The sequence below is a fragment of the Reyranella massiliensis 521 genome, assembly GCF_000312425.1.
Classification (GTDB): Bacteria; Pseudomonadota; Alphaproteobacteria; order Reyranellales; family Reyranellaceae; genus Reyranella; species Reyranella massiliensis.
The window spans coordinates 2,444,993-2,465,426 of record NZ_HE997181.1 but is presented as its reverse complement, the minus strand read 5'-3'; the positions used below and the strand labels follow the sequence as shown (position 1 = coordinate 2,465,426).

The following is a 20,434-nucleotide window of genomic DNA, read 5'->3' as shown; positions in this document are numbered from 1 at the left end:
TTGCAGACGTCGACGGGCCGGCGCGCTCCGTCCGGCTATCGCTTCGACCGTGGCGACAGGTAGGCGCGCCATGCGGCCTTCAGGCGCTCGCCGAGAGGGATCGGTCCTTCGGGCCGGTAGAAATCCGGCGGATCGGTTTCGAACCTCGCCATGTAATCGCGGTAGCCGAGCGGCCGTGCGCGTTCGGGCTGGGCCTGGGCAGCCAGGAGATCGAGGCCGCGGTGGACGTCGAACGTTGCAGCGAGCTTTTCGCGATAGTGCAGCAGCAGTTCGGCGGCGGCGTCGGGGACATCCCAGGCTGAGAGGATTGCCGCGAGCTTGGCGATCTTCTCGACGGACATGGACTCGGATCCCGAGGCGCCGATAAGGCGAATGAGGTCCAGCGCGTAATAGGCCTCGCCCTGGAACGGACGGCCCGAGTGCGTCTCGGCCGGCGTCGGCCAGATGTAGGGTGCGGGCAGGGCGCGCGTGGAATAGTTGCGCACGTCCAGCCGGAACAGGTCGAAGCCCTGGCGGCGCATGAAGCGGTCGGTGTTGTGGAAGGCGTGTTCCTCGGCCGAACCGTCGCCGATGAAGTTCACTTCGAGCTGGACGGCGAGCAGATGGAGCGGCGCCAGACGGCCGTCGAACGATTGCAGGATCTCCCAATCGATGCCGTCGGTGTCGATCTTGAGATAGTCGAGATCGGTCCAGCCCTTGCTGGCCAGCAGGTCGGGCACGACGACAGGCTTGGTCGGATCGGCAAGCCCGGTCATCTCCCAGGCATTGTGGCGGAACTGCTCCTCGGCCGAAGCGGTCTTCAGCCGCTCCTCGCGGATCTCGCGCGTGCGCATGAAGCTCATGCGATCGCGCATCTTCATGATGTGCGGCGCCGCCGGGCCGGCCGAGAGATCGACCGGCTTGTCGGCGCGCGGACTGACGAAGGCCGCGACGTATTCGACGTCGGGATTGCTTTCGGCGGCCGCCAGCCGCTGGCACTCGCTGGCGCTGGCATCGATGCCGAGCGCGCGCAGGCGCGCCCCGAACGCCCGCCACTTGGGATCGAGGCCGCCCGAGCAGCCCACATCCACAAGCGCGAAGCGTTCGGCTTTGAGACCCTGCGCGACGAGTGTCGAGAGCGATGGGGCAGCCACGATGGTCAGACGGTCGCGACGGGAGTCGCGGGCGAACCGACGGCGCCGGGCAGGCGCAGCGGCGGCGCCGTCAGCAGGAAGCGCGACCGCTTCTTGTCGCGCAGCCACAGTGCCAGGTCCTTCAGCCACCAGATCTCGCCCAGGTTCAGGCCGAGCTTGAAGAGGCAGTGATTGTGGAGCGGCAGCGACGGATGCTCGGCGCCTTCCGGGCCGGGCAGGGCGGGGACCGCCTCGACGCCGTAATTGTCGGCGATCAGCGCGGAGATCTGGCTGTCGGTGATCCACTGCAGCAGCCGCTTGTCGCGGCCGTCGAGCACGCAGCACATCGCATGCGCGCGGGCCGGATCGACCTTCTTGTCCATCTTCACGATCTCGTCGGTGAAGCCGGTGTAGAGCAGCAGCATGTCGCCCGGTTCGACCACCACCTTGTCGGCGTCGAGGACGCGCTTGAAGTCGTCGTAGTTCACGTACTTGTGGTCGCGACCGTAGTGCTTCTCGAGATCGACGAGGACGGCGCGGCCCTGGATCGCCTTGGCCGCCATGTTCTCGACGCCGAGCTTGTGGGCATAGGAGAGATGGCCGCAGCCGTCGCGGCCGGCATCGGGCTGCGGGCCGACCACATCGGAGCCCGCCTTGTAGCCGTTGTAGTAGAGCGGCTCGGGTACGCCGTCGCCGTCGGCGTCGAACATGCCGCCGACATGGGCGAGCGTGTCCCACTGTGTCGAATACTGCAGCGTCAGGATCACGCGGTCGTCGCTCGCCACGTCCACGAACATCGGGTTGAGGGTGTTCGTCAGGAAGTTGAAGCGCCAGCCATTCTCGTCGCCGGTGGGCGACAGGACGGGCGGCAGTCGGCGCGCGTTGAGCACGTTGCCGCCGGGAAAATCGAGAGGAAGGCTCAGGCAGAACGACATGCCTTCCTTCACCTCGGCGATGCCTTCGAGCACTTTCTTCGGGGTGATCAGGTTAAGGCGACCGAGCTGATCGTCGTCGCCCCAATCGCCCCAGGTCGAGCCTTCCGGACGGTGCTTCCATCTTTTCATACGCTTCTCCCTAATGCCGGCGCGGACACTAGCAAGCGATATTGCATCGCGTCATCACGAGCGCATGGCTCCCCCGCAGATTTCCGGAGAACGTTCGCGCAGCGGATCGCCTAGTATCGCCGCCAAGAGGTGTCGATGTCTGCAACCACCGCCGAGCCGTTTCGGCACGATGTCCGCGTGATCAGTCTGATCGGCGTCGCCCATGGCGCCAGCCACTACTATCAGCTCGCCTTTGCGACGATGCTGCTGATCGTTCGACAGGAAGTGGGCCTCAGCTATGCCGATGTCGGCCTGCTGGCCGGCATCTTCTACGGCGTTTCCGGCGTGGCGCAGACCGCGGCAGGCTTCGCGGTCGACCGCTTCGGCGCGCGGCCGATCCTGGCCGGTGGCCTGTTCGTCGTCGGCGTCGGCCTGGGGCTGATCTCCTTCGCCCATTCGTTCCCGGCCTTCGCCGCCATCGCCGTCGTTGCGGGGCTCGGCAATTCGGTCTTTCATCCGGCCGACTTCGCACTGCTCAACTCGTCCGTCACGCAAAGCAGGCTCGGCCGCGCCTACAGCATCCACGGCCTCGGCGGCTCGCTGGGATGGGCGGCGGCGCCGGTCATGTACTTCCTCGACAGCCTGTTCGGCTGGATCGGCGCGGCGCTGATCGGCGCGCTGCCGGGCATCATCCTGTCGTTCCTGGTGCTCATCCATCGTCGCGAGCTGGTCGATCATCGCATCAAGGAACGTGCGGCCGCCGCGCAGCACGGCACGACGCCGGCGCTGACGCTCTTCCTGCAGCCGACCTTGCTGCTCTGTCTCGTCTACTTCGCGTTGCTCGCGGCCAACACGGTCGGCATCCAGCAGTTTGCGGTGCCGGCCTGGGGCAGCATGTTCGGCGTCACCGAAACCTATGCCGCCTTCTGCCTGATCGTGTTCATCGTGGGCTCGGCGGCGGGCATGCTGGTGGGTGGTCTCTTTGCCGACCGCGTGCGCCGCCACGATCGCGTCGCGGCCATCGGGTTGATCGTTGCGGCGGCCTTCACGGTGCCGATCGCCATGCAAGCGGTGTCGCCGGCGCTGCTGCCGATCGTGCTGGCGCTGGCCGGCGCGGCGGGCGGGGCGACCAACCCGTCGCGCGACATGATCGTGCGCAACGCCACGCCACCCGGCGCCACCGGCAAGGTGTTCGGCTTCGTCTATTCCGGGCTCGACATCGGCTCGTTCCTGGCGCCGCCGCTGTTCGGCTATCTCATGAACCTGGGACTGCCCGCCGTTATCTTCTGGATCGCGATCGGTCTCTACGTGGCGAATGTCGGCATCGTGATGTCGCTCCGCCAGAGCGTCACGCATAAGGCGGCACCCGCCGCGGCAGACTAAGGATCAGGCCGCCTCGAAGGCTTCCTGCGCGACCATCCACTCGTGCTCGGCATGCGCCAGCTCGCGCTCCAGCCGCAGCTTTTCCTTCTGCAGCTCGGCGGCGACAGTCGGCGGGCCTGAGTAGGTCGCGGGATCGGCGAGCTTGGCCTCGATGTCGTTGCGCTGCTTGGTGAGCGTCGCGATGCTCTTTTCGGCGGCTTCCAGGGCGCGCTTCAAGGGCCCGCGCTTCACCTTCTCGGAGGGTGCCGGTGCGGGAGCGGGCGCAGACGCGGCCTTCTCCTTCTTCTCTTTCTTATCCTTCTTGCCCTTGCCTTCCTTGGCAGGTCGGCCGCTGCGTTCGCGCAGCAGCCGCGCCTGGTAGTCGTCGATATCGCCGTCGAAGGGCACGACATTGCCGTTGGCCACGACCCAGAGCTGGTCGGCCACCATCTTCACCAGATGCGTATCGTGGCTCACCAGCACGACGGCGCCCTCGAAGTCGTTGATGGCGTCGACCAGCGAGGCGCGCGCATCCATGTCGAGATGGTTGGTCGGCTCGTCGAGCAGCAGCATGTGCGGCGCGTTGCGGGTGGCCAGCGCCAGCAGCAGGCGTGTCTTCTCGCCGCCGGACAGCACGCCGACCTTGAGGTTGGCGCGGTCGCGCGAGAAGCCGAAGCGGCCGAGCTGGGCGCGCACCTTGGCCTCGCCGCTGCCCGGACCCAGCGCGCGGTTCATGTGGTCGAACGGCGTCGCCTCGTAGTCGAGGCTCTCTTCCTGGTCCTGCGAGAAGTAGCCGACACGCAGCTTGGGCGTGCGCTTGATGCGGCCCTCGCGCGGCTGCAGCCGGTCGGACAGGACGCGGATGAAGGTCGACTTGCCGTTGCCGTTCTGGCCGAGCAGGGCGATGCGGTCGTCCATGTCGATGCGCAAGTCGAGGTTGCGCAGGATCGGCGGCCCGTCGGGATAGCCCACCGTCACGCCGTCCAGGGTCTCGATCGGCGAGGCGAGGATGTCGGGCGAGGGGAAGTTGAAGGCGATCCTCTCCTCGATGGGCACCGAGGCGACGGGGCCCAGCTTCTCGATCATCTTCATGCGCGACTGCGCCTGACGCGCCTTGCTGGCCTTGGCCTTGAAGCGGTCGACGAAGGCTTGCATGTGCTTGCGCTGCGCGGCCACCTTGGCCTGCTGCGCGGCATCGTTGGCCAGTCGCTCGGCGCGCGTGCGCTCGAAGAAGTCGTAGTTGCCGGTGTAGGGCACGAGCTTCTGCTGGTCGATATGTACGATGTGGTCGCACACGTCGTTCAGCAGGTCGCGGTCGTGGCTGACCATCAGGAGCGTGTTGCGGAATTTCCGCAGATGCTCGGTCAGCCACATCATGGCTTCGATATCGAGATGGTTCGACGGTTCGTCGAGGATCAACAGGTCGGGATCGCTGAACAGCGTGCCGGCCAGCGCGACGCGCATGCGCCAGCCGCCGGAGAACTCGCCGCACGGCCGCGACTGGGCATCGTTGTCGAAACCGAGGCCGCTCAGGATCGCGGCGGCGCGCGAGGGTGCGGAAGCAGCGCCGATCTCGTCGAGCCGCATGTGGATCTCGGCAAGCCGTATGCCGTCGTGGCTGGTTTCGGCTTCCGCCATCAGCGCGGTGCGCTCGACGTCGGCCGCCAGCACGGCGTCGAGGACGGGAATGTCACCGCCCGGCGGATCCTGCGGCACCGAGCCGATACGGGTGCGGCCCATCAGGTTGATCTCGCCCGCGTCCGCCTCGATCTGGCCCTGGATAATGCGCAGCAGGGTTGATTTGCCCGCGCCGTTGCGGCCGACCAGGCCGACCTTCCAGCCATCGGAGAAAGCCACCGACGCGCGGTCGAAGAGAACGCGTTCGCCGTGACGAAAGGACAGGTCGCTGACATGAAGCATGGGGTGGCGGCGTTTAGCATGCGGGGGAGGCCGGTCCAACCGGCTTGCCGCACCGGGACCCCGCGTTTATAAGGCGCGCCCACATGCCAAATGCATACGGGCAAGAGGAAAACATGGCCGTCGAACGCACTTTCTCGATCATCAAGCCGGACGCGACCCGCCGGAACCTGACCGGCAAGATCAACGCCCGGTTCGAGGAAAAGGGTCTGCGCATCGTCGCCCAGCGGCGCATCTGGATGAGCCGCCAGCAGGCCGAGCAGTTCTACGGCGTGCACAAGGCGCGTCCGTTCTTCAACGACCTGTGCACCTTCATGACGTCGGGCCCCGTCGTCGTGCAGGTTCTGGAAGGCGAGAACGCCGTCGCCAAGAACCGCGAGATCATGGGTGCCACCAACCCGGCCAACGCCGATGCCGGCACCATCCGCAAGGATTTTGCCGAATCGATCGAAGCCAACTCGGTGCACGGTTCGGATTCGCCGGAAAATGCCGCGATCGAGATCGCTTATTTCTTCGCAGGCTCCGAGATCGTCGGCTGAAGCCGGCCTCTCGAAACGAAAAAAAGCGGCCCGAGAGGGCCGCTTTTCTTTTGTCTGCGTTCTGCCGGAGCGTCAGCTCAAGACGGCAAAACCGATCAGCAGGGCGATCGAACCGCCGACGCCCAGGAGCAGGCCAAGGATCGACAGGCCGCCCACGATGCCCAGCGCCATCGACGCCAGGATCACCACGATCCACAACAGCGAGAAGGTCACGAGCTTGCTGAAGCCCTCGTAAGTCTGCTGGTGTTCCCGGTAGTCGTCCTGCGCCTCTGCCATATCTCGTCCCCAATGAAAAGCGTTGGCCACTATATACAGAACTAGTGTTCAGGGGAGAAGAGGAGCGTCGCCGCGGGCGGAACGCCGTTCACCGCGACCTTTTCGCCCTCGACCACGATCCGGCCCTCGGCAAACCAGCGCACCACCAGCGGATAGAGCCGATGCTCCTGCCGCAGGATGCGTGCTGAAAGTGTCTCCTCGGTGTCGTCCGCCAGTACCGGCACGGCCGCCTGCGCGATGATCGGCCCGGAATCGAGGTCGGGCGTCACGAGATGCGCGGTGCAGCCGCTCAGCCGCACGCCGGCGTCGAGCGCCTGGCGATGGACGTGCATGCCCTTGAAGGCCGGCAGCAGGGACGGGTGGATGTTGATCAGCCGTCCGGCCCAGCGCGTGGGGAACCAGGGGCTGAAGATGCGCATGAAGCCCGCCAGCACCACGAAGCCCACGCCATGGCGTTCCAGCTCCGCGGAGACCGCACGATCGAACGCCTCGCGGTCAGGATGGTCGCGATGGGAGACAACCGCCGTCGGCACGCCTGCGGCCGCCGCGATCGCAAGGCCCGGCGCGTCGGCCTTGTTGCTCACGACGCAGGCGATCTCGGCGGGATAGTCGGCGGCTTCGGCGGCGCGGATCAGCGCCGCCATGTTGCTGCCGCGTCCCGAGATCAGAACGCCGACCTTCAGCTTCGCCATAGAGTGTCGGCGTGGTCCACGACGCAGTCGGCTTCGTCGGTCGGCGCGCGCTCGATGGTGCCGACGTGATGCACCGTCTCGCCGGCGTCGGTCAGCGCCTTGGCCACGCGCTCGGCATCGGCGGCTGCCGTCACGACGATCATGCCGAGACCACAGTTGAAGGTGCGCAGCATGTCGTCGGTCGGCACCTGGCCTACCTCATGCAGCCAGCGGAACACGGCGGGCGCCGTCCAGCGCCGCGCGTCGAGGCGGGCGCGCAGACCGTCCGGCAGGCAGCGCGGCACGTTGCCCGGCAAGCCGCCGCCGGTGATATGAGCCAGGCCCTTGATCGCGCCGGTCGCGTGCACTGCCTGCAGCACCTGCTTCACATAGATGCGCGTCGGCTCCAGCAGCGCCTCGCCCAGCGACGTGCCGGCGAAGGGCGCCTTGTCGGAATACTTCAGCCCGCTGCGCTCGACGACGCGACGGACCAGCGAATAGCCGTTGGAATGCGGGCCGCTCGACGCGAGACCCAGCACGACGTCGCCGACCGCAATGTCGGCACGCGGCAGCAGCGCGTCGCGCTCGGCGGCGCCCACGGAAAAGCCCGCGAGGTCGTAGTCGCCGTCGGCGTACATGCCGGGCATCTCGGCCGTCTCGCCGCCGACCAGCGCGCAGCCCGCACGCCGGCAGCCCTCGGCGATGCCTGCGACGAGGCGGCGGCCGACATCGACGTCGAGCCGGCCGCTCGCATAGTAGTCGAGGAAGAAGAGCGGCTCGGCGCCCTGCACGACGATGTCGTTCACGCACATCGCCACGAGGTCGATGCCGACCGTATCGGGCACCGCCGCTTCGATGGCGACCTTGAGCTTGGTGCCGACGCCGTCGGTGCCGGACACCAGGATGGGATCCTTGAAGCCCGCGGCCTTGAGATCGAACAGGCCGCCGAAGCCGCCGAGCCCGCCCATGACGCCGGGACGATTCGTGCTGCGTGCGAGCGGTTTGATGTGCTCGACCAGCGCGTCGCCTGCATCGATATCGACGCCCGCATCCTTGTAGGTCAGAGGCGGTCGATTGTGGCCGCGCGCTTCGGCGGCGGCGTCGGGAGAATCGTCGTGAGGGGCGTCGGGCTTCAAGCCGGGCTCATTCATGCTAAACAGGTGGCGCGAACATAGCCAAAAACCGGACCCCCGCAATGCCGATAGGACGCTGGTTCTCCACGATTGTCGCCGCGCTCCTCGCGGCCTTTGCTGCCGGCATCCTGTCGGGAGCCGCCCTGGCGCAGGCTCCAAATGCGTATACCGTCGAGGGCGTCGATGTCGACGCCACGGGCCCCGACCCCATAAAGGCGCGCGACCAGGGCATCCGCGATGCCCGCCGCAAGGCCCTGCAGATGCTTGTGGATCGTATGGTGGCGCCGGAGGACCGCGCCCGCTTGCCGCAGGTCGGCGAGGCGCAGCTCGACAGCATGGTGCGCGGCGTCGAATTCGTGCGCGAGCGTTCCGCGCCCGGCCGCTATATCGGCACGCTGACCGTCGTCTTCGCGCCCGACCAGGTGAAGGCGTGGATGAGCGGGGCCGGCGCCAAGACCGTCGAGACGGTCCAGAAGCCGGCGCTGATCGTGCCGTTGTGGAAGGGCCGGGACGGCCTCCAGCCCCTGGACGACCGCAATCCCTGGCGCGACGCCTGGCAGCAGCTCGACGGCGCGAACAGCGGCGCCAACAGCGCGGTGCCCGTTACCGTGATGCGCGGCGACCAGACCGACCAGGGCGCGATGTCGCCCGAGGAAGCCTATGTCGGCGACATCTCGGCCCTCTCGCGGCTCAATGCGCGCTATCGCATGCCGACCATCATCGTGGTGACGGTCGAAGGCGACAAGGCGTCCGGGCCGCTCACCGTGAGCGGCATGCGCTACGACACGCAGACCGGCCAGCGCACCGAGATCGCCAAGACGTCGCTGGCCGACGCCGCGCAGCTCGGCGATGCAGCCAAGAAGGTGCATGCCAAGGTCGAAGAGGACTGGCGCGGCATTGCGACCGTGCGGCGCGACTCGCAGGACTCGCTCGATGTCGTCGTGCCGATCCGCGCGCTGGGCGACTGGGTGCAGGTTCGCCAGCGGCTGGGCTCGGTGCCGGCGGTCAAGAACGTGGCCGTGAAGCAACTCGAATCGGATCGCGCCGAACTGCGCCTCGACTATTTCGGCACGCCCGAAGAACTGCAGCGCATCCTGGCGCAGGCGGGCCTGCAGCTCGACAAGGACGCCGACCAGTGGCGCCTGCAGCCTCGGTGACTTCCTCGGGCCGCTGGCGTTTCTGGGTCATTGCGGCCGCCGCCTTCCTGCTGATCCTGTGGTTGCTGAACGACATCCTGCTGCCGTTCGTCGTCGGCATGGTGGTGGCCTACTTCCTTGACCCCGTCGTCCTGCGCCTGCAGCGGATGGGCTTGTCTCGCACCATGGCGACGACGGCCGTGACGATCGTGGCGGCGTTGATCGCCGTGGGCTTCTTCATGGCGATCCTGCCGCCGCTGTTCGGCCAGCTGCAGGCGCTGATCGTCAAGACGCCGGAATATATCGTGAAGGTGGCGGAGCGCATCCAGCCGCTGGTCGAACCGTTGCGCGAGAGATTCGGCCTGTCGCCGCTCACCCTGAGCGATCTTCAGACCGAGGCCACGCAATGGGCCGGCAAGGCGTTCGCGGTCGCGGGCGGCATTGCCGGTACCGTCGCGCAGCGCGGCGTCGCCATCATCAACCTGCTGGGCCTGCTGTTCATCACGCCGGTCGTGACCTTCTACCTGTTGCGCGACTGGGAGAAGGTGCTGGCGGCCATCGACAGCGCCCTGCCGCGCGACCATGCCGATACGATCCGCAAGCTGGCTCGTGAATCGAACGCGGCGATTGCGGGCTATGTGCGTGGCCAGGCGTTGGTCTGCCTGGCATTGGGCTCGATCTACGCAATCGGCCTGTCGCTGGTCGGCCTGCAGTTCGGCCTGGTCATCGGGCTCATCGCCGGCGCGATCTCGTTCATTCCCTTTGTCGGCACGTTCGTCGGCGCGGTGATGGCGCTCGGCATGGCGCTGGCGCAATTTCCGCCGGACTGGATGGGCGTCGCGAAGGTCGCGGCGGTGTTCCTGGTGGGCCAGACGCTGGAAGGCAACGTGCTCTCGCCCAAGCTGGTGGGGGATAGGGTCGGGCTGCATCCGGTGTGGATCATGTTCGCGCTGCTGGCGGGCGGCTCGCTGTTCGGCTTCGTCGGCGTCCTGGTGGCCGTTCCGGTGGCCGCTGTGGCCGGCGTGATCGTGCGCCATCTCCTGGCGCGCTACCGCGAGAGCGACATCTACCGCGGGACCGCGAGCTGATCGGCCAGCCGGAACGTCATGGCGAACCAACTCACCTTCGATCTCGCGCTTCCACCGCCGACCTATGCGCGCGAGGACTTCGTCGTGGCCGACGGCAATCGCGAGGCGCTGGCCTGGATCGATCGCTGGCCCGACTGGCCCGCGCCGGCTCTGTCGCTGAGTGGCCCCACGGGCTGCGGCAAGACCCATCTCGGCCGTATCTGGGCCGTGCAGAGCGGGGCGGTCGCGATGGAAGGCACCGACCTCGACGGCAAGAGCGTCGCCGACCTGACCGAGCTGGCCGCCGCATCGCCCGCCATCGTGATCGAGGAGGCGCAGCGCGCGCCGGAGCGGGCGCTCTTCCACCTCTACAATCTGATGCGCGAGCGGCGGGGCTCGCTGCTGCTGATCTCGCCGGAGCCGCCGGCGCGCTGGGCCATCGCCCTGCCGGATCTGGCGTCGCGGTTGCGGGCCGCACCGGCCGTTGCCGTCGCGCCGCCCGACGACGATCTGCTGGGCTCGATCATCCTGAAGCAACTCGCCGACCGGCAATTGCACGCCGGCGCGGGTGTCGTGCAGTATCTCGTGTCGCGCATGGAACGCTCGGCCGAAGCGGCCCGCCGTGTCGTCGCCGCGCTCGACCGGCGTGCGCTGGCAGAACGGCGCGAGATCGACCGCCGGCTGGCCATCGACGTGCTGGCCGAAATCGGCGGAGCGTCGTGAGGGGGAGGAAGACGATGAAGAAGACGTTGGTTCTGGCTACAGTATTGGGCCTGTTGGCGTCGACAGCTTCGGCGCAGCAGGGTGTGGCCGGCACGTGGCTCACCGCGTCGGGCGTGGCGCAGGTCAAGATCGGGCCATGCCCCGATGCCGCGAACGGCCCGATCTGCGGTTTCGTTGCCGGCCTCATCGATCCCAAGGGGCCGGACAAGAAGGTCGTCGCACCCGACGCCGCCACCGACTATCGCAACGAGAACCCGGCGCTGCGCGGCCGCAAGGTGCTCGGCATGCCGCTCATCTGGGGCTTCAAGGCCACGTCCGATCCCAACGCCTTCGAGGACGGCAAGATCTACAACGGCGAGAACGGCAAGACCTACAACGCCAACATCACCCTGCAACCCGACGGCAAGCTGCGCCTGCGCGGCTATGTCGGCACGCCGATGTTCGGCGAAACGCAGCTCTGGACGCGCGTGAACTGAAGCGGCGCCCCCGTCATCCTGAGCGCAGCGAAGGATCTCATGGCGTTGGCAACGGAGAACTCCTGTCGCGTGCGGCGATGAGGTCCTTCGCTGCGCTCAGGACGACAGTAAGAATCCGATTACTTTCGAGAGGAACACGTCATGGATATGGGTATCAGAGGCCGCAAGGCGATCGTGTGTGCGGCCAGCAAGGGACTGGGCAAGGGCTGCGCGATGGCGCTGGCGGAAGAGGGCGTCGATCTGGTGATCAACGCCCGCACCAAGTCGGAACTCGATGCGACGGCCGACGAGATCGCCAGGAAGTTCGGCGTCAAGGTGACGGCGGTCGCCGTCGACGTGACGACGGAAGCCGGCCGCAACCAGGTCCTCGCGGCCTGCCCCGAGCCCGACATCATCGTGAACAATGCCGGCGGCCCGCCGCCGGGCGACTTCCGCGACTGGAACCGCGACGACTGGATCAAGGCGATCGACGCCAACATGCTGACGCCCATCGAGTTCATCAAGGCGTCGGTCGACGGCATGATGAAGCGCGGCTTCGGTCGCATCGTCAACATCACGTCGAGTTCGGTGAAGGCGCCCATCGACATTCTCGGTCTCAGCAACGGCGCGCGATCCGGCCTCACGGGCTTCGTCGCCGGCGTGGCGCGCAAGACCATCCGTAACGGCGTCACGATCAACGGCCTGCTGCCGGGCCCCTTCGATACCGACCGCCTGCGCGGCACGATGCGCGTGCGCGCCTCCAAGGCCGGGGTCAAGTTCGAGGAGGAGTATGCGGCAAACGCTAAGGCCCATCCCGCCGGCCGCTTCGGTACCGCCGAGGAATTCGGCAAGATGTGTGCCTTCCTCTGCAGCGTCCACGCCGGCTACATGACCGGCCAGAACATCCTGATGGATGGCGGCCAGTACCCCGGCACCTACTGAGCGGCAACAAATCTAACCGCCCTAGTTGCATCGGGCGAGACATATTACAGTTGATGTGCTAGAGGGACTCCCAAGGCCTGTGGTGGGGTTTGGGGGCGGTGGGAATGCGTAGCGTGAAGATGGCGCGCACGGCGCGGTTGGCTGTTGCGTGTCTTTTGGGCGCTACGGCGCTGACGCCGTTGGACGCAGTCGCTCAAACCTGGGTGGGGACAACCTCCGACTACACCCTGGCGAGCAACTGGAATCCGGCGTCGGTACCTGGATCCTCCAGCACAGCAACATTCTCCGGCACGACGGCCTCTGCCATCGTCGATATCTCGAACATTCAAAATGTCGGAGCGTTCGTCTTCGACAGCGACGCCAAAGCCTACACGGTCAATGTGACAGGCGCTCTTTTCTTTCGGGGCACTGGTATCACCAACAATTCGGCGCAAGTGCAGACGCTCACGTCATCGACGTCCGGCAGCAACATCTCCTTCTTCAACTCGGCAGGCGCTGGGAATGCCCGCTTCGAAATCACGGACGGCGGCAATCTTTTCTTCAACGGGTCATCGACGGCGGCAAACGCCACGGTCGTCGCCACCGGCGACGTCGACATAGCTGCTAGCCATACCGCTTCGCTCGGCAATGCAACAATTACCTTGAGCGGCAGCAGTGCCTACATCACCCTCTGGGATACCTCGAGGGGAGATCAGGCCAGACTCACGCTAAATTCCGGTTCGAGACTGGTCGTCACCACGACAGCCAACACGGACATGGGGTCCATTGCAGGAAGCGGAATTGTCTCCTTCAACTCAGCCGTTCAGCTTGCGGTCGGTGGCAACGGAGAGTCCACTACCTTCAGCGGCAGCATAGCCGGCGGCGGTTCGATCCTGAAAACGGGCGCCGGCACCTGGACGCTGTCGGGCTCCAACTCCTATTCCGGCGGAACGACGATCAACGCCGGCACGATCTCGATCTCGGCAAACAACGGTCTCGGAAGCACAAACGGCGGCCTCACCTTCGGCGGCGGCACGCTGCAGACTACGGCAACGTTCACCATGTTGCGTTCGACGACGCTGAATGCGGGCGGCGGAACCTTCGAGGTGGCGAACGGAACGACACTCACACAAAGCGGACTGATTACCGGTGCGGGCGACCTGACCAAGTCCGGCGGCGGTACGCTCATCCTGAGCGGCAACAACGACTATACCGGCGACACGAATGTGAACGCGGGCACGTTGGCACTGTCGGGTTCCGGCAGCATCGCCTCGTCGGCCGTCATCTTCCTGGGCGGGTCGGGCACAGTGTTCGACATCTCGCTGACCGCGGGCGGCGCCACCGTCTCCAGTATCGCGGATGCCCCGTTGACGGGCAGCGTGATCGCGCTGGGTTCGAAGACGCTCACCATCACGGGCATCGGGGACTACTACGGCAACATCCAGGACGGCGGTCTCGGTGGCGGCACGGGCGGCGGGATCACCCTGGCGTCGGGCGCCGCGTTGATACTTTCCGGCGTGAATACCTACACTGGCGCCACCACGATCAACGAAAATGCCGTGCTGGAACTGGACGACAACTCGGCGATTTCCAGTTCGAGTATCGTGAATCTGGCCGGCAACGGCGCCGTCTTCGACATCTCCTGCGGTTGCCTCAACCAGCAGATGATCAACGATCTCCAGGGCGTCGCCGGTTCAACGGTCCGCCTCGGCGACAACAGCCTGATCGTGGGGACGGCCAACTCGACGACCTTCGCCGGCGTCATCGACGATTTCGGCGGCAACGGCGGGTTGATCAAGCAGGGTACCGGCACGCTGACCTTGACCGGTGCCAACACCTATACGGGTGGCACGGCGATCATCGGCGGCCTGATCAACTTCACGACGCTCGACAATTTCGGCACCGGCAACGTCACCCTGAGCGGCGGCGGCGTGCAGTGGGCGACCGGCAACACGATCGACATTTCGCCACGGCTGGAAGCGATCGGTATCAACGGCGGCACTTTCGATACCAACGGCAACGACGTCACGCTGGCGACGGCGATCTCGGGTCTCGGCGGCATCACCAAGGCAGGCAGCGGCACGCTCACCTTCACCGCCGTCAATACCTATGCCGGCCTGACAACCGTCAATGGCGGCACGCTGGCGCTTTCCGGCAGCGGCAGCGTCGCGTCGTCGAGCGGCGTCGATCTCGCGGCCGCCGGTGCCACGTTCGACATCGCGGGCAGCGCCGGCAACCAGACGATCCAGGACCTCAGCGGTGTCGCGGGCAGTATCGTGGCGCTGGGCAACCGGACACTGACCGCGGGGACGGCGAACTCGACCACCTTCAGCGGCGTCATCGCCGACAACGGGCTGGGCGGGGCGCTGGGTGGGTCCTTCATCAAGGTCGGCAGCGGTGTCCTGACCCTCGAAGGCGTGAACACTTATACCGGCGCCACCACGATCAGCGCCGGTACTCTGGCGCTGGCGAACGGCGGCCGGATTTCGGAGTCCGCCGTGGTGACGGTCGCCAGCGGCGCCACCTTCGACATCAGCAACAACGTCTTCAACAACAACATCCGGACACTGGCGGGGGCCGGCACGGTCCAGCTCGGTGCCAATGTCTTGCGGATCACAGACGGTTCGACCGAGTTCTCCGGCACGATCGACGATGGCGGCAATTTTGGCGGCATCCAGATCCGGGGCGGCACGCTCACTTTGTCGGGCACCTCGACCTTCAGCGGCCCGGCAGAAATCCGCGGCGGCGGCACGCTGGCCCTCAAGGGCGCGGGCTCGATGGTCAACGCCGGTGTGAACTTCGTCGGCGGCCTGGGGACAGGGGCTTTCGACATCTCCCAGACGAATTCGGGTGCTTCCATCCTCGGTCTGATCGATACCGGCGGTAACGGCGGCATCGTTGCCCTGGGTGCGAAGGAACTCACGATCACGGTTGGTTCGCCCTTCTTCGGCGGGGTGATCCAGGACGGCGGCATCGGCGGCGGGACAGGCGGCAGCCTCCGCATTGCAAGCCTTGCGCTCCAGATCCTGAACGGCGTGAACACCTACACGGGCGCCACGACCATCGAGGGCAATGCGGCGCTGATCCTCGAAGGCAATGGCAGCATCGCCACGTCGAGCAGTCTCAATCTCACCGGCGCGAACGCATTCTTCGACATCGGCTGCAGCTGCGTCTCGTCGGTGACCGTGCAGAACCTGAGCGGTGTCGATTCGTCGTACATTCTTCTCGGCGCCAACACCCTGACCGTCGTCTCTTCCGTCAACACGACCTTCGCCGGCATCATCGAGCCTCTTGGAGATACGGGCGGATTGACCAAGACGGGCAGCGCGACGTTGACCCTCTCGGGAACCAACCTCTACGCCGGCGCCACTACGATCGCTTCTGGTACGCTGGCGCTGGCCGGAACGGGCAGCATCGCGGCGTCGAGCGGCGTCGCACTCGCAGCCGCCGGTGTCACCTTCGACATCTCCGCCAGCAGCGGCGGCCAGACGATCCAGGACCTGAGCGGTGTCGCCGGTACGTTCATCGTGCTGGGCGGCAATACGCTGACGGTGGGTACGGCAAACTCGACGACCTTCAGCGGCAGCATCTCGGGCAGCGGCGGATTGACCAAGCAGGGCAGTGGGACGCTGACCCTTGAAAGCATAAGCGGCTTTAGCGGTGCGACGACGATCTCCAGCGGCACCCTGGCGCTGGTCGGCTCGGGCATTATCTCCTACTCGAGCGTCACGGTGGCGAGCGGCGCGACCTTCGACGTCAGCGGCACCAGCAGCTCCGCCAGCCTGATCACGGACCTGGCCGGTAGTGGCACGGTGAAGCTCGGCAGCATCGAGCTGGTGTTGGACAACGCCACGGGCACGTTCTCGGGAACGATCGTCGATGCCGGGCCCGGCGTCACGCGGGGCGCGCTGACGATCATCGAAGGCAGCCTGACGCTGTCGGGCGTGTCGACCTATGGAGGTGTCACGCAGATCTACCAGGGGGCGAGCCTGACTCTGACCGGCGCGGGCTCGATCGCCGACACGCTTTACGTCGCCTTCTCGCCGAGCTTCGCGGGCGGCGTGGCGACCTTCGACATCTCGGGAACGACCGACGGCGCCACGGTCGGCGGCCTGCGCGGCTCGAGCGGCAGCGGCCTCAGCGTCGTGCTGGGCAACCAGACGCTCACCATCACCGGCACCACGGGAGGCTTCACCGGCGTCATCTCGGGCAGCGGCGGGCTCGTCCTGGCGGCCAATGCCGCGCAGGGGCTGGCCGGCGACAACAGCTATACCGGCGCCACGATGGTCGGGGCGGGCGCGACGCTGGTGCTCTACGACAACGGCAGTGTCGCTACGTCGAGTGGGGTGAACCTCGCGGGCGCCGGCGCGAGCCTCGACCTCTCCGGCGCCAGCGGTGGCCGCACGATCCAGGATCTCGCCGGTGTCGCTGGCTCGAAGATCTCGCTGGGCAGCAACAGCCTGACGGTCGGCACGGCCAACGACACGACCTTTGCCGGCGTGATCGCCGACGGCGGCCAGGAGGGCGGCTATGAGGGTTCGCTGGTCAAGCAGGGCAGCGGCACCCTGATCCTGACCGGCGCCAACACCTATACGGGCGGCACGACGGTGCTGGGCGGCACGCTGCAGGGCACGACGACGAGCCTGCAGGGCAACATCGTCAACAACGCGACCGTGACCTTCAATCAGAGCACGGACGGCACCTATTTCGGCACGATGTCGGGCAGCGGCCGCCTCACTCTGACAGGCTCCGGCAACGTGACCCTGAGAGGCGCCAACACCTACAGCGGCGGCACCGTGGTGTCGGACGGCACGCTGACCGGCACGACGACGAGCCTGCAGGGCGCCATCGAGAACAATGCGCGCGTGGTCTTCGACCAGGCGACCGACGGCACCTATGCGGGCGTCATGTCGGGCGACGGCGTGCTTACCAAGACCGGCTTCGGCACGTTGATCCTGACGGCGAACAACACCTACAGCGGCGGCACGATCATCTCGGGCGGCATCCTGCAGCTCGGCAATGGCGGTACCACCGGCATGATCGCGGGCGACGTCTTCAACGAGGGGACGCTCGCCTTCAACCGTTCCGACGATATCGTCTTTGCCGGCAACATCAGCGGCAGCGGCGACATCGCCTATATGGGCCCCGGCACCGTGACCCTGACAGGCACCAACACCTACAGCGGCGGCACGGCCATCACCGGCGGCACCGTGCAGGCCGGTTCCGACAGCGCCTTCGGTGCAGCCGGTACGCGGCTGACTCTGATCAACGGCACGCTGCAGGCGACGGCAAGCTTCACCATCGCGCGGCCGATCACGTTGAGCGCCCCCGGCGGCACGTTCGACACCAACGGCAATCAACTCACCCTGCAGGGCGCGATCTCGGGATCGGGCGCGTTGACCAAGACCGGCGCGGGGACGCTCATCCTCGACGGCGTCAACACCTACAGGGGCGGCACGACCGTATCGGGCGGCATCCTGCAGGGCACGACGAGCAGCCTGCAGCGCAACATCGTCAACAATGCCAGCGTCGTGTTCAGCCAGAGCACGGACGGCACCTATGGCGGCAACATGTCCGGTACGGGTGGCCTGACCAAGAGTGGTTCCGGCAACGTCACCCTGACGGGAAGCAACAGCTACACAGGCGGCACGACCGTGTCGGGCGGCACGCTCACGGGCACGACGACGAGCCTGCAGGGCAACATCCTGAACAACGCCGCGGTGGTGTTCAGCCAAGGCACCGACGGCACTTATGCCGGCGTCATGTCCGGCACGGGCGGGCTCACCAAGAGTGGCACTGGCAATCTGACCTTGACCGGCGCCAACAGCTACGGCGGCGGCACGACCGTGTCGGGTGGTACCCTCACGGGCAACACGACCAGCCTGCAAGGCAACATCGCGAACAACGCCGCGGTGGTGTTCAGCCAGAGCACCGACGGGACCTATGCCGGCAACATGTCGGGCACAGGCGGGTTCACCAAGAGCGGTGCCGGCAATCTGACGCTGACGGGCGCCAATACCTATAGCGGCGGCACTGTGGTGTCGGGCGGCACACTGACCGGCAACTCGGCCAGCCTGCAGGGCAACATCGCGAACAATGCCGCGGTGGTGTTCAGCCAGAGCGTCGACGGGACCTACGCCGGCAACATGTCGGGCACGGGCGGGTTCACCAAGAACGGCGCCGGCAATCTGACGCTGACCGGGACCAACAGCTACGCCGGCGGCACTGTGGTGTCGGGCGGCACGCTGACCGGCAACTCGGCCAGCCTGCAGGGCAACATTGTGAACAACGCCGCCCTCGTGTTCGACCAGACGACGAACGGGACCTATGCCGGTGCGATTTCCGGCACGGGCAGCCTGACCAAGACCGGCGCCGGACAGCTTATCCTCACCGGCAACAATGTCGTGGGCGGCGGCGCGACGGTGTCGGCTGGCCTCCTGACGGTGAACGGCAGCCTGACCGGCAACGTCGCGATCGGGGCGGGCGGCATGCTCGGCGGCAGCGGCACGCTCATCGGGCAGCTCACCTCCAACGGCGGTGTCCTGGCGCCCGGCAACTCGATCGGCACGCTGAACGTTACCGGCAACTTCGTACAGACCGGCGGCGTCTATCAGGTCGAGGTCAACAGCGGCGGCCAGAACGACAAGATCGTCGCCACCGGCACAGCCGCGATCGGCGGCGGCGCCACGGTGCAGGTGCTGGCGGCATCGGGCACCTATCAGCGCAACACCACCTACACCATCGTCACGGCCACCGGCGGCCTGACGGGCACCTATAGCGGTGTCACGAGCAATCTCGCCTTCCTGACGCCCAGCCTCAGCTACGACGCCAACAACGTGTATCTGCTGCTGTTCCAGACGGCGAGCGCCTTCGCCTCGGGCGCGCAGACGCGCAACCAGTATGCCGTCGGCACGGCGCTGGACATCGCCTCGCCGACGGCGACCGGGGACTTCAACACGGTGCTGAATGCCCTGGCCGGGCTCGACACCCAGCAGGGACCGGCGGCGCTCGATGCGATCAGCGGCCAGCCCTATACCGGCTTCGGCACGGTGAACATCGGCGCCTCGCTGGTGTTCATGAACACGCTGGGCCAGCAGGTGGGGCAGGCCCGCAACGGCAACGGCGCCGGCACCACGCGCGTGGCGCTGGCCGAGGCCTGCACGGTCGCCTGCGACACCCAGGACCTGCCCAAGTGGGGAGCCTGGATGAGCGGCCTCGGCGGCTTCGGCAGCGTCGGCGGCAACACCAACGCGGGCACGCTCACTTACAATCTCGGCGGCGCCGCCATCGGCGTCGACTATCGCCTCGACCCGCGCTTCCTGGTGGGCCTTGCCGTCGGCTACTCGAGCGGCCGGCAGTGGGTGAACGGCTTCATGGGCAACGGCAACGCCGACACCTACAGCGCCGCGCTCTACGCCTCGTTCAACCAGGGCGGTCTCTATGTCGACGCGCTGGCAGGCTACGCCTACAGCGACAACCGGATGCAGCGGGTGATGGCGATCCCGGGCCTGGCCACCCGCATCGCCAGCGGCCAGACCGGCGCCAACCAGTTCCTGGGCCAGATCGAGGCGGGCTACCGGATCGGCCTCCTCGAAGCGGCGCAGGCGACGATCACACCTTTCGCCCGCTTCCAGACCGTGGCGGTGTCGCAGAACCCCTTCACCGAGTCTGGCGCCCAGTCGCTGAACCTCGGCGTGGCGCAGCAGAACACCACCTCGGTGCGCACGATCATCGGTGCCGATCTCGGCGCCAACATCCCGGTGGGGATGGAACGGCCGCTGGGCGTGACGATCCGGCTGGGCTGGGCGCACGAATATGCCGACACGTCGCGGCCCATCACGGCGGCCTTCGCCGGTGCACCGGCCGTGCCCTTCACCGTCTACGGCGCTCAGCCCCTGCGCGACGCGGCCGTGGTCGGCCTCGGCCTCAACACGCAGATCGGCGCTTCGACCTCGATCTACGCCCGCTACGACGGCGAGATCACCGGCCGCGACGACACCCACGCGATCTCCGCCGGGCTGCGCATGACCTGGTAGGGCACTCCCTGCCAGGAACCGCCTCGTGCAATCGATTGCATGA

At 66.8% G+C, this 20,434-nt stretch carries 14 protein-coding genes; 8 read left to right on the top strand and 6 right to left on the bottom strand.

Annotated features, from left to right (window positions below; translation table 11 throughout):
- Positions 1-35 precede the first annotated feature (35 nt).
- Positions 36-1,133 (bottom strand): class I SAM-dependent methyltransferase, encoded by a 1,098-nt coding sequence (locus BN60_RS12140; protein WP_148283384.1) that lies wholly within the window; start codon positions 1,131-1,133, stop codon positions 36-38.
- A 5-nt stretch (positions 1,134-1,138) separates the two neighbouring features.
- The gene (locus tag BN60_RS12135) at positions 1,139-2,176 is read right to left on the bottom strand and encodes a cyclase family protein (RefSeq protein WP_020696320.1); all 1,038 of its coding nucleotides are present in this window, start codon (positions 2,174-2,176) and stop codon (positions 1,139-1,141) included.
- 135 nt (positions 2,177-2,311) lie between these two features.
- Between BN60_RS12135 and BN60_RS12130 the strand changes: the two genes are divergently transcribed.
- Entirely contained in the window at positions 2,312-3,538 is a 1,227-nt protein-coding gene (locus tag BN60_RS12130) for an MFS transporter (protein ID WP_020696319.1), read from the top strand.
- A gap of 3 nt (positions 3,539-3,541) precedes the next feature.
- On the opposite strand, the gene abc-f is transcribed toward BN60_RS12130, so the two are convergent.
- Positions 3,542-5,437, bottom strand: a complete 1,896-nt coding sequence (abc-f, locus tag BN60_RS12125; RefSeq protein WP_020696318.1) for a ribosomal protection-like ABC-F family protein — start codon at positions 5,435-5,437, stop codon at positions 3,542-3,544.
- A gap of 113 nt (positions 5,438-5,550) precedes the next feature.
- Here abc-f and ndk point away from each other — a divergent pair, with 113 nt between their 5' ends.
- On the top strand, positions 5,551-5,973 hold the full coding sequence (gene ndk / locus BN60_RS12120; RefSeq protein WP_020696317.1) for a nucleoside-diphosphate kinase: 423 nt from the start codon (positions 5,551-5,553) through the stop codon (positions 5,971-5,973).
- Between the two features lie 72 nt (positions 5,974-6,045).
- Here ndk and BN60_RS12115 read toward each other — a convergent pair whose 3' ends face one another.
- From BN60_RS12115 to purM, 3 genes are read right to left on the bottom strand one after another with little or no spacing between them, the layout of a single operon-like run.
- Positions 6,046-6,249, bottom strand: a complete 204-nt coding sequence (locus BN60_RS12115; RefSeq protein WP_020696316.1) for an aa3-type cytochrome c oxidase subunit IV — start codon at positions 6,247-6,249, stop codon at positions 6,046-6,048.
- Between the two features lie 41 nt (positions 6,250-6,290).
- Positions 6,291-6,941 (bottom strand): phosphoribosylglycinamide formyltransferase, encoded by a 651-nt coding sequence (gene purN, locus BN60_RS12110; protein ID WP_020696315.1) that lies wholly within the window; start codon positions 6,939-6,941, stop codon positions 6,291-6,293.
- Positions 6,929-8,056, bottom strand: coding sequence for a phosphoribosylformylglycinamidine cyclo-ligase (gene purM / locus BN60_RS12105; RefSeq protein ID WP_425357810.1), 1,128 nt, complete (start codon positions 8,054-8,056; stop codon positions 6,929-6,931). The genes purN and purM overlap by 13 nt, the downstream gene beginning before the upstream one ends.
- 59 nt (positions 8,057-8,115) lie before the next feature.
- On the opposite strand from purM, the gene BN60_RS12100 reads away from it, so the two are divergent.
- The 6 genes from BN60_RS12100 (at position 8,116) to BN60_RS30335 (ending at position 20,391) form a co-directional block, all read left to right on the top strand.
- Positions 8,116-9,210, top strand: coding sequence for a DUF2066 domain-containing protein (locus tag BN60_RS12100; RefSeq protein WP_020696313.1), 1,095 nt, complete (start codon positions 8,116-8,118; stop codon positions 9,208-9,210).
- Complete coding sequence (locus tag BN60_RS12095; protein WP_020696312.1) at positions 9,189-10,277, top strand: AI-2E family transporter; 1,089 nt, start codon at positions 9,189-9,191, stop codon at positions 10,275-10,277. The genes BN60_RS12100 and BN60_RS12095 overlap by 22 nt, the downstream gene beginning before the upstream one ends.
- A gap of 18 nt (positions 10,278-10,295) precedes the next feature.
- Positions 10,296-10,979 carry a P-loop NTPase family protein gene (locus tag BN60_RS12090; RefSeq protein ID WP_020696311.1) on the top strand — a complete coding sequence of 228 codons (684 nt, stop codon included), beginning with the start codon at positions 10,296-10,298 and terminating at the stop codon, positions 10,977-10,979.
- 14 nt (positions 10,980-10,993) lie between these two features.
- The gene (locus tag BN60_RS12085; RefSeq protein ID WP_020696310.1) at positions 10,994-11,455 is read left to right on the top strand and encodes a DUF2147 domain-containing protein; all 462 of its coding nucleotides are present in this window, start codon (positions 10,994-10,996) and stop codon (positions 11,453-11,455) included.
- 141 nt (positions 11,456-11,596) lie between these two features.
- A complete protein-coding gene (locus BN60_RS12080; RefSeq protein WP_020696309.1) occupies positions 11,597-12,376 on the top strand; it encodes an SDR family oxidoreductase in 780 nt (259 codons plus the stop codon).
- Positions 12,377-12,480: 104 nt separating this feature from the next.
- Positions 12,481-20,391, top strand: coding sequence for an autotransporter-associated beta strand repeat-containing protein (locus tag BN60_RS30335; protein WP_043283866.1), 7,911 nt, complete (start codon positions 12,481-12,483; stop codon positions 20,389-20,391).
- The last annotated feature ends 43 nt before the right edge of the window (positions 20,392-20,434 follow it).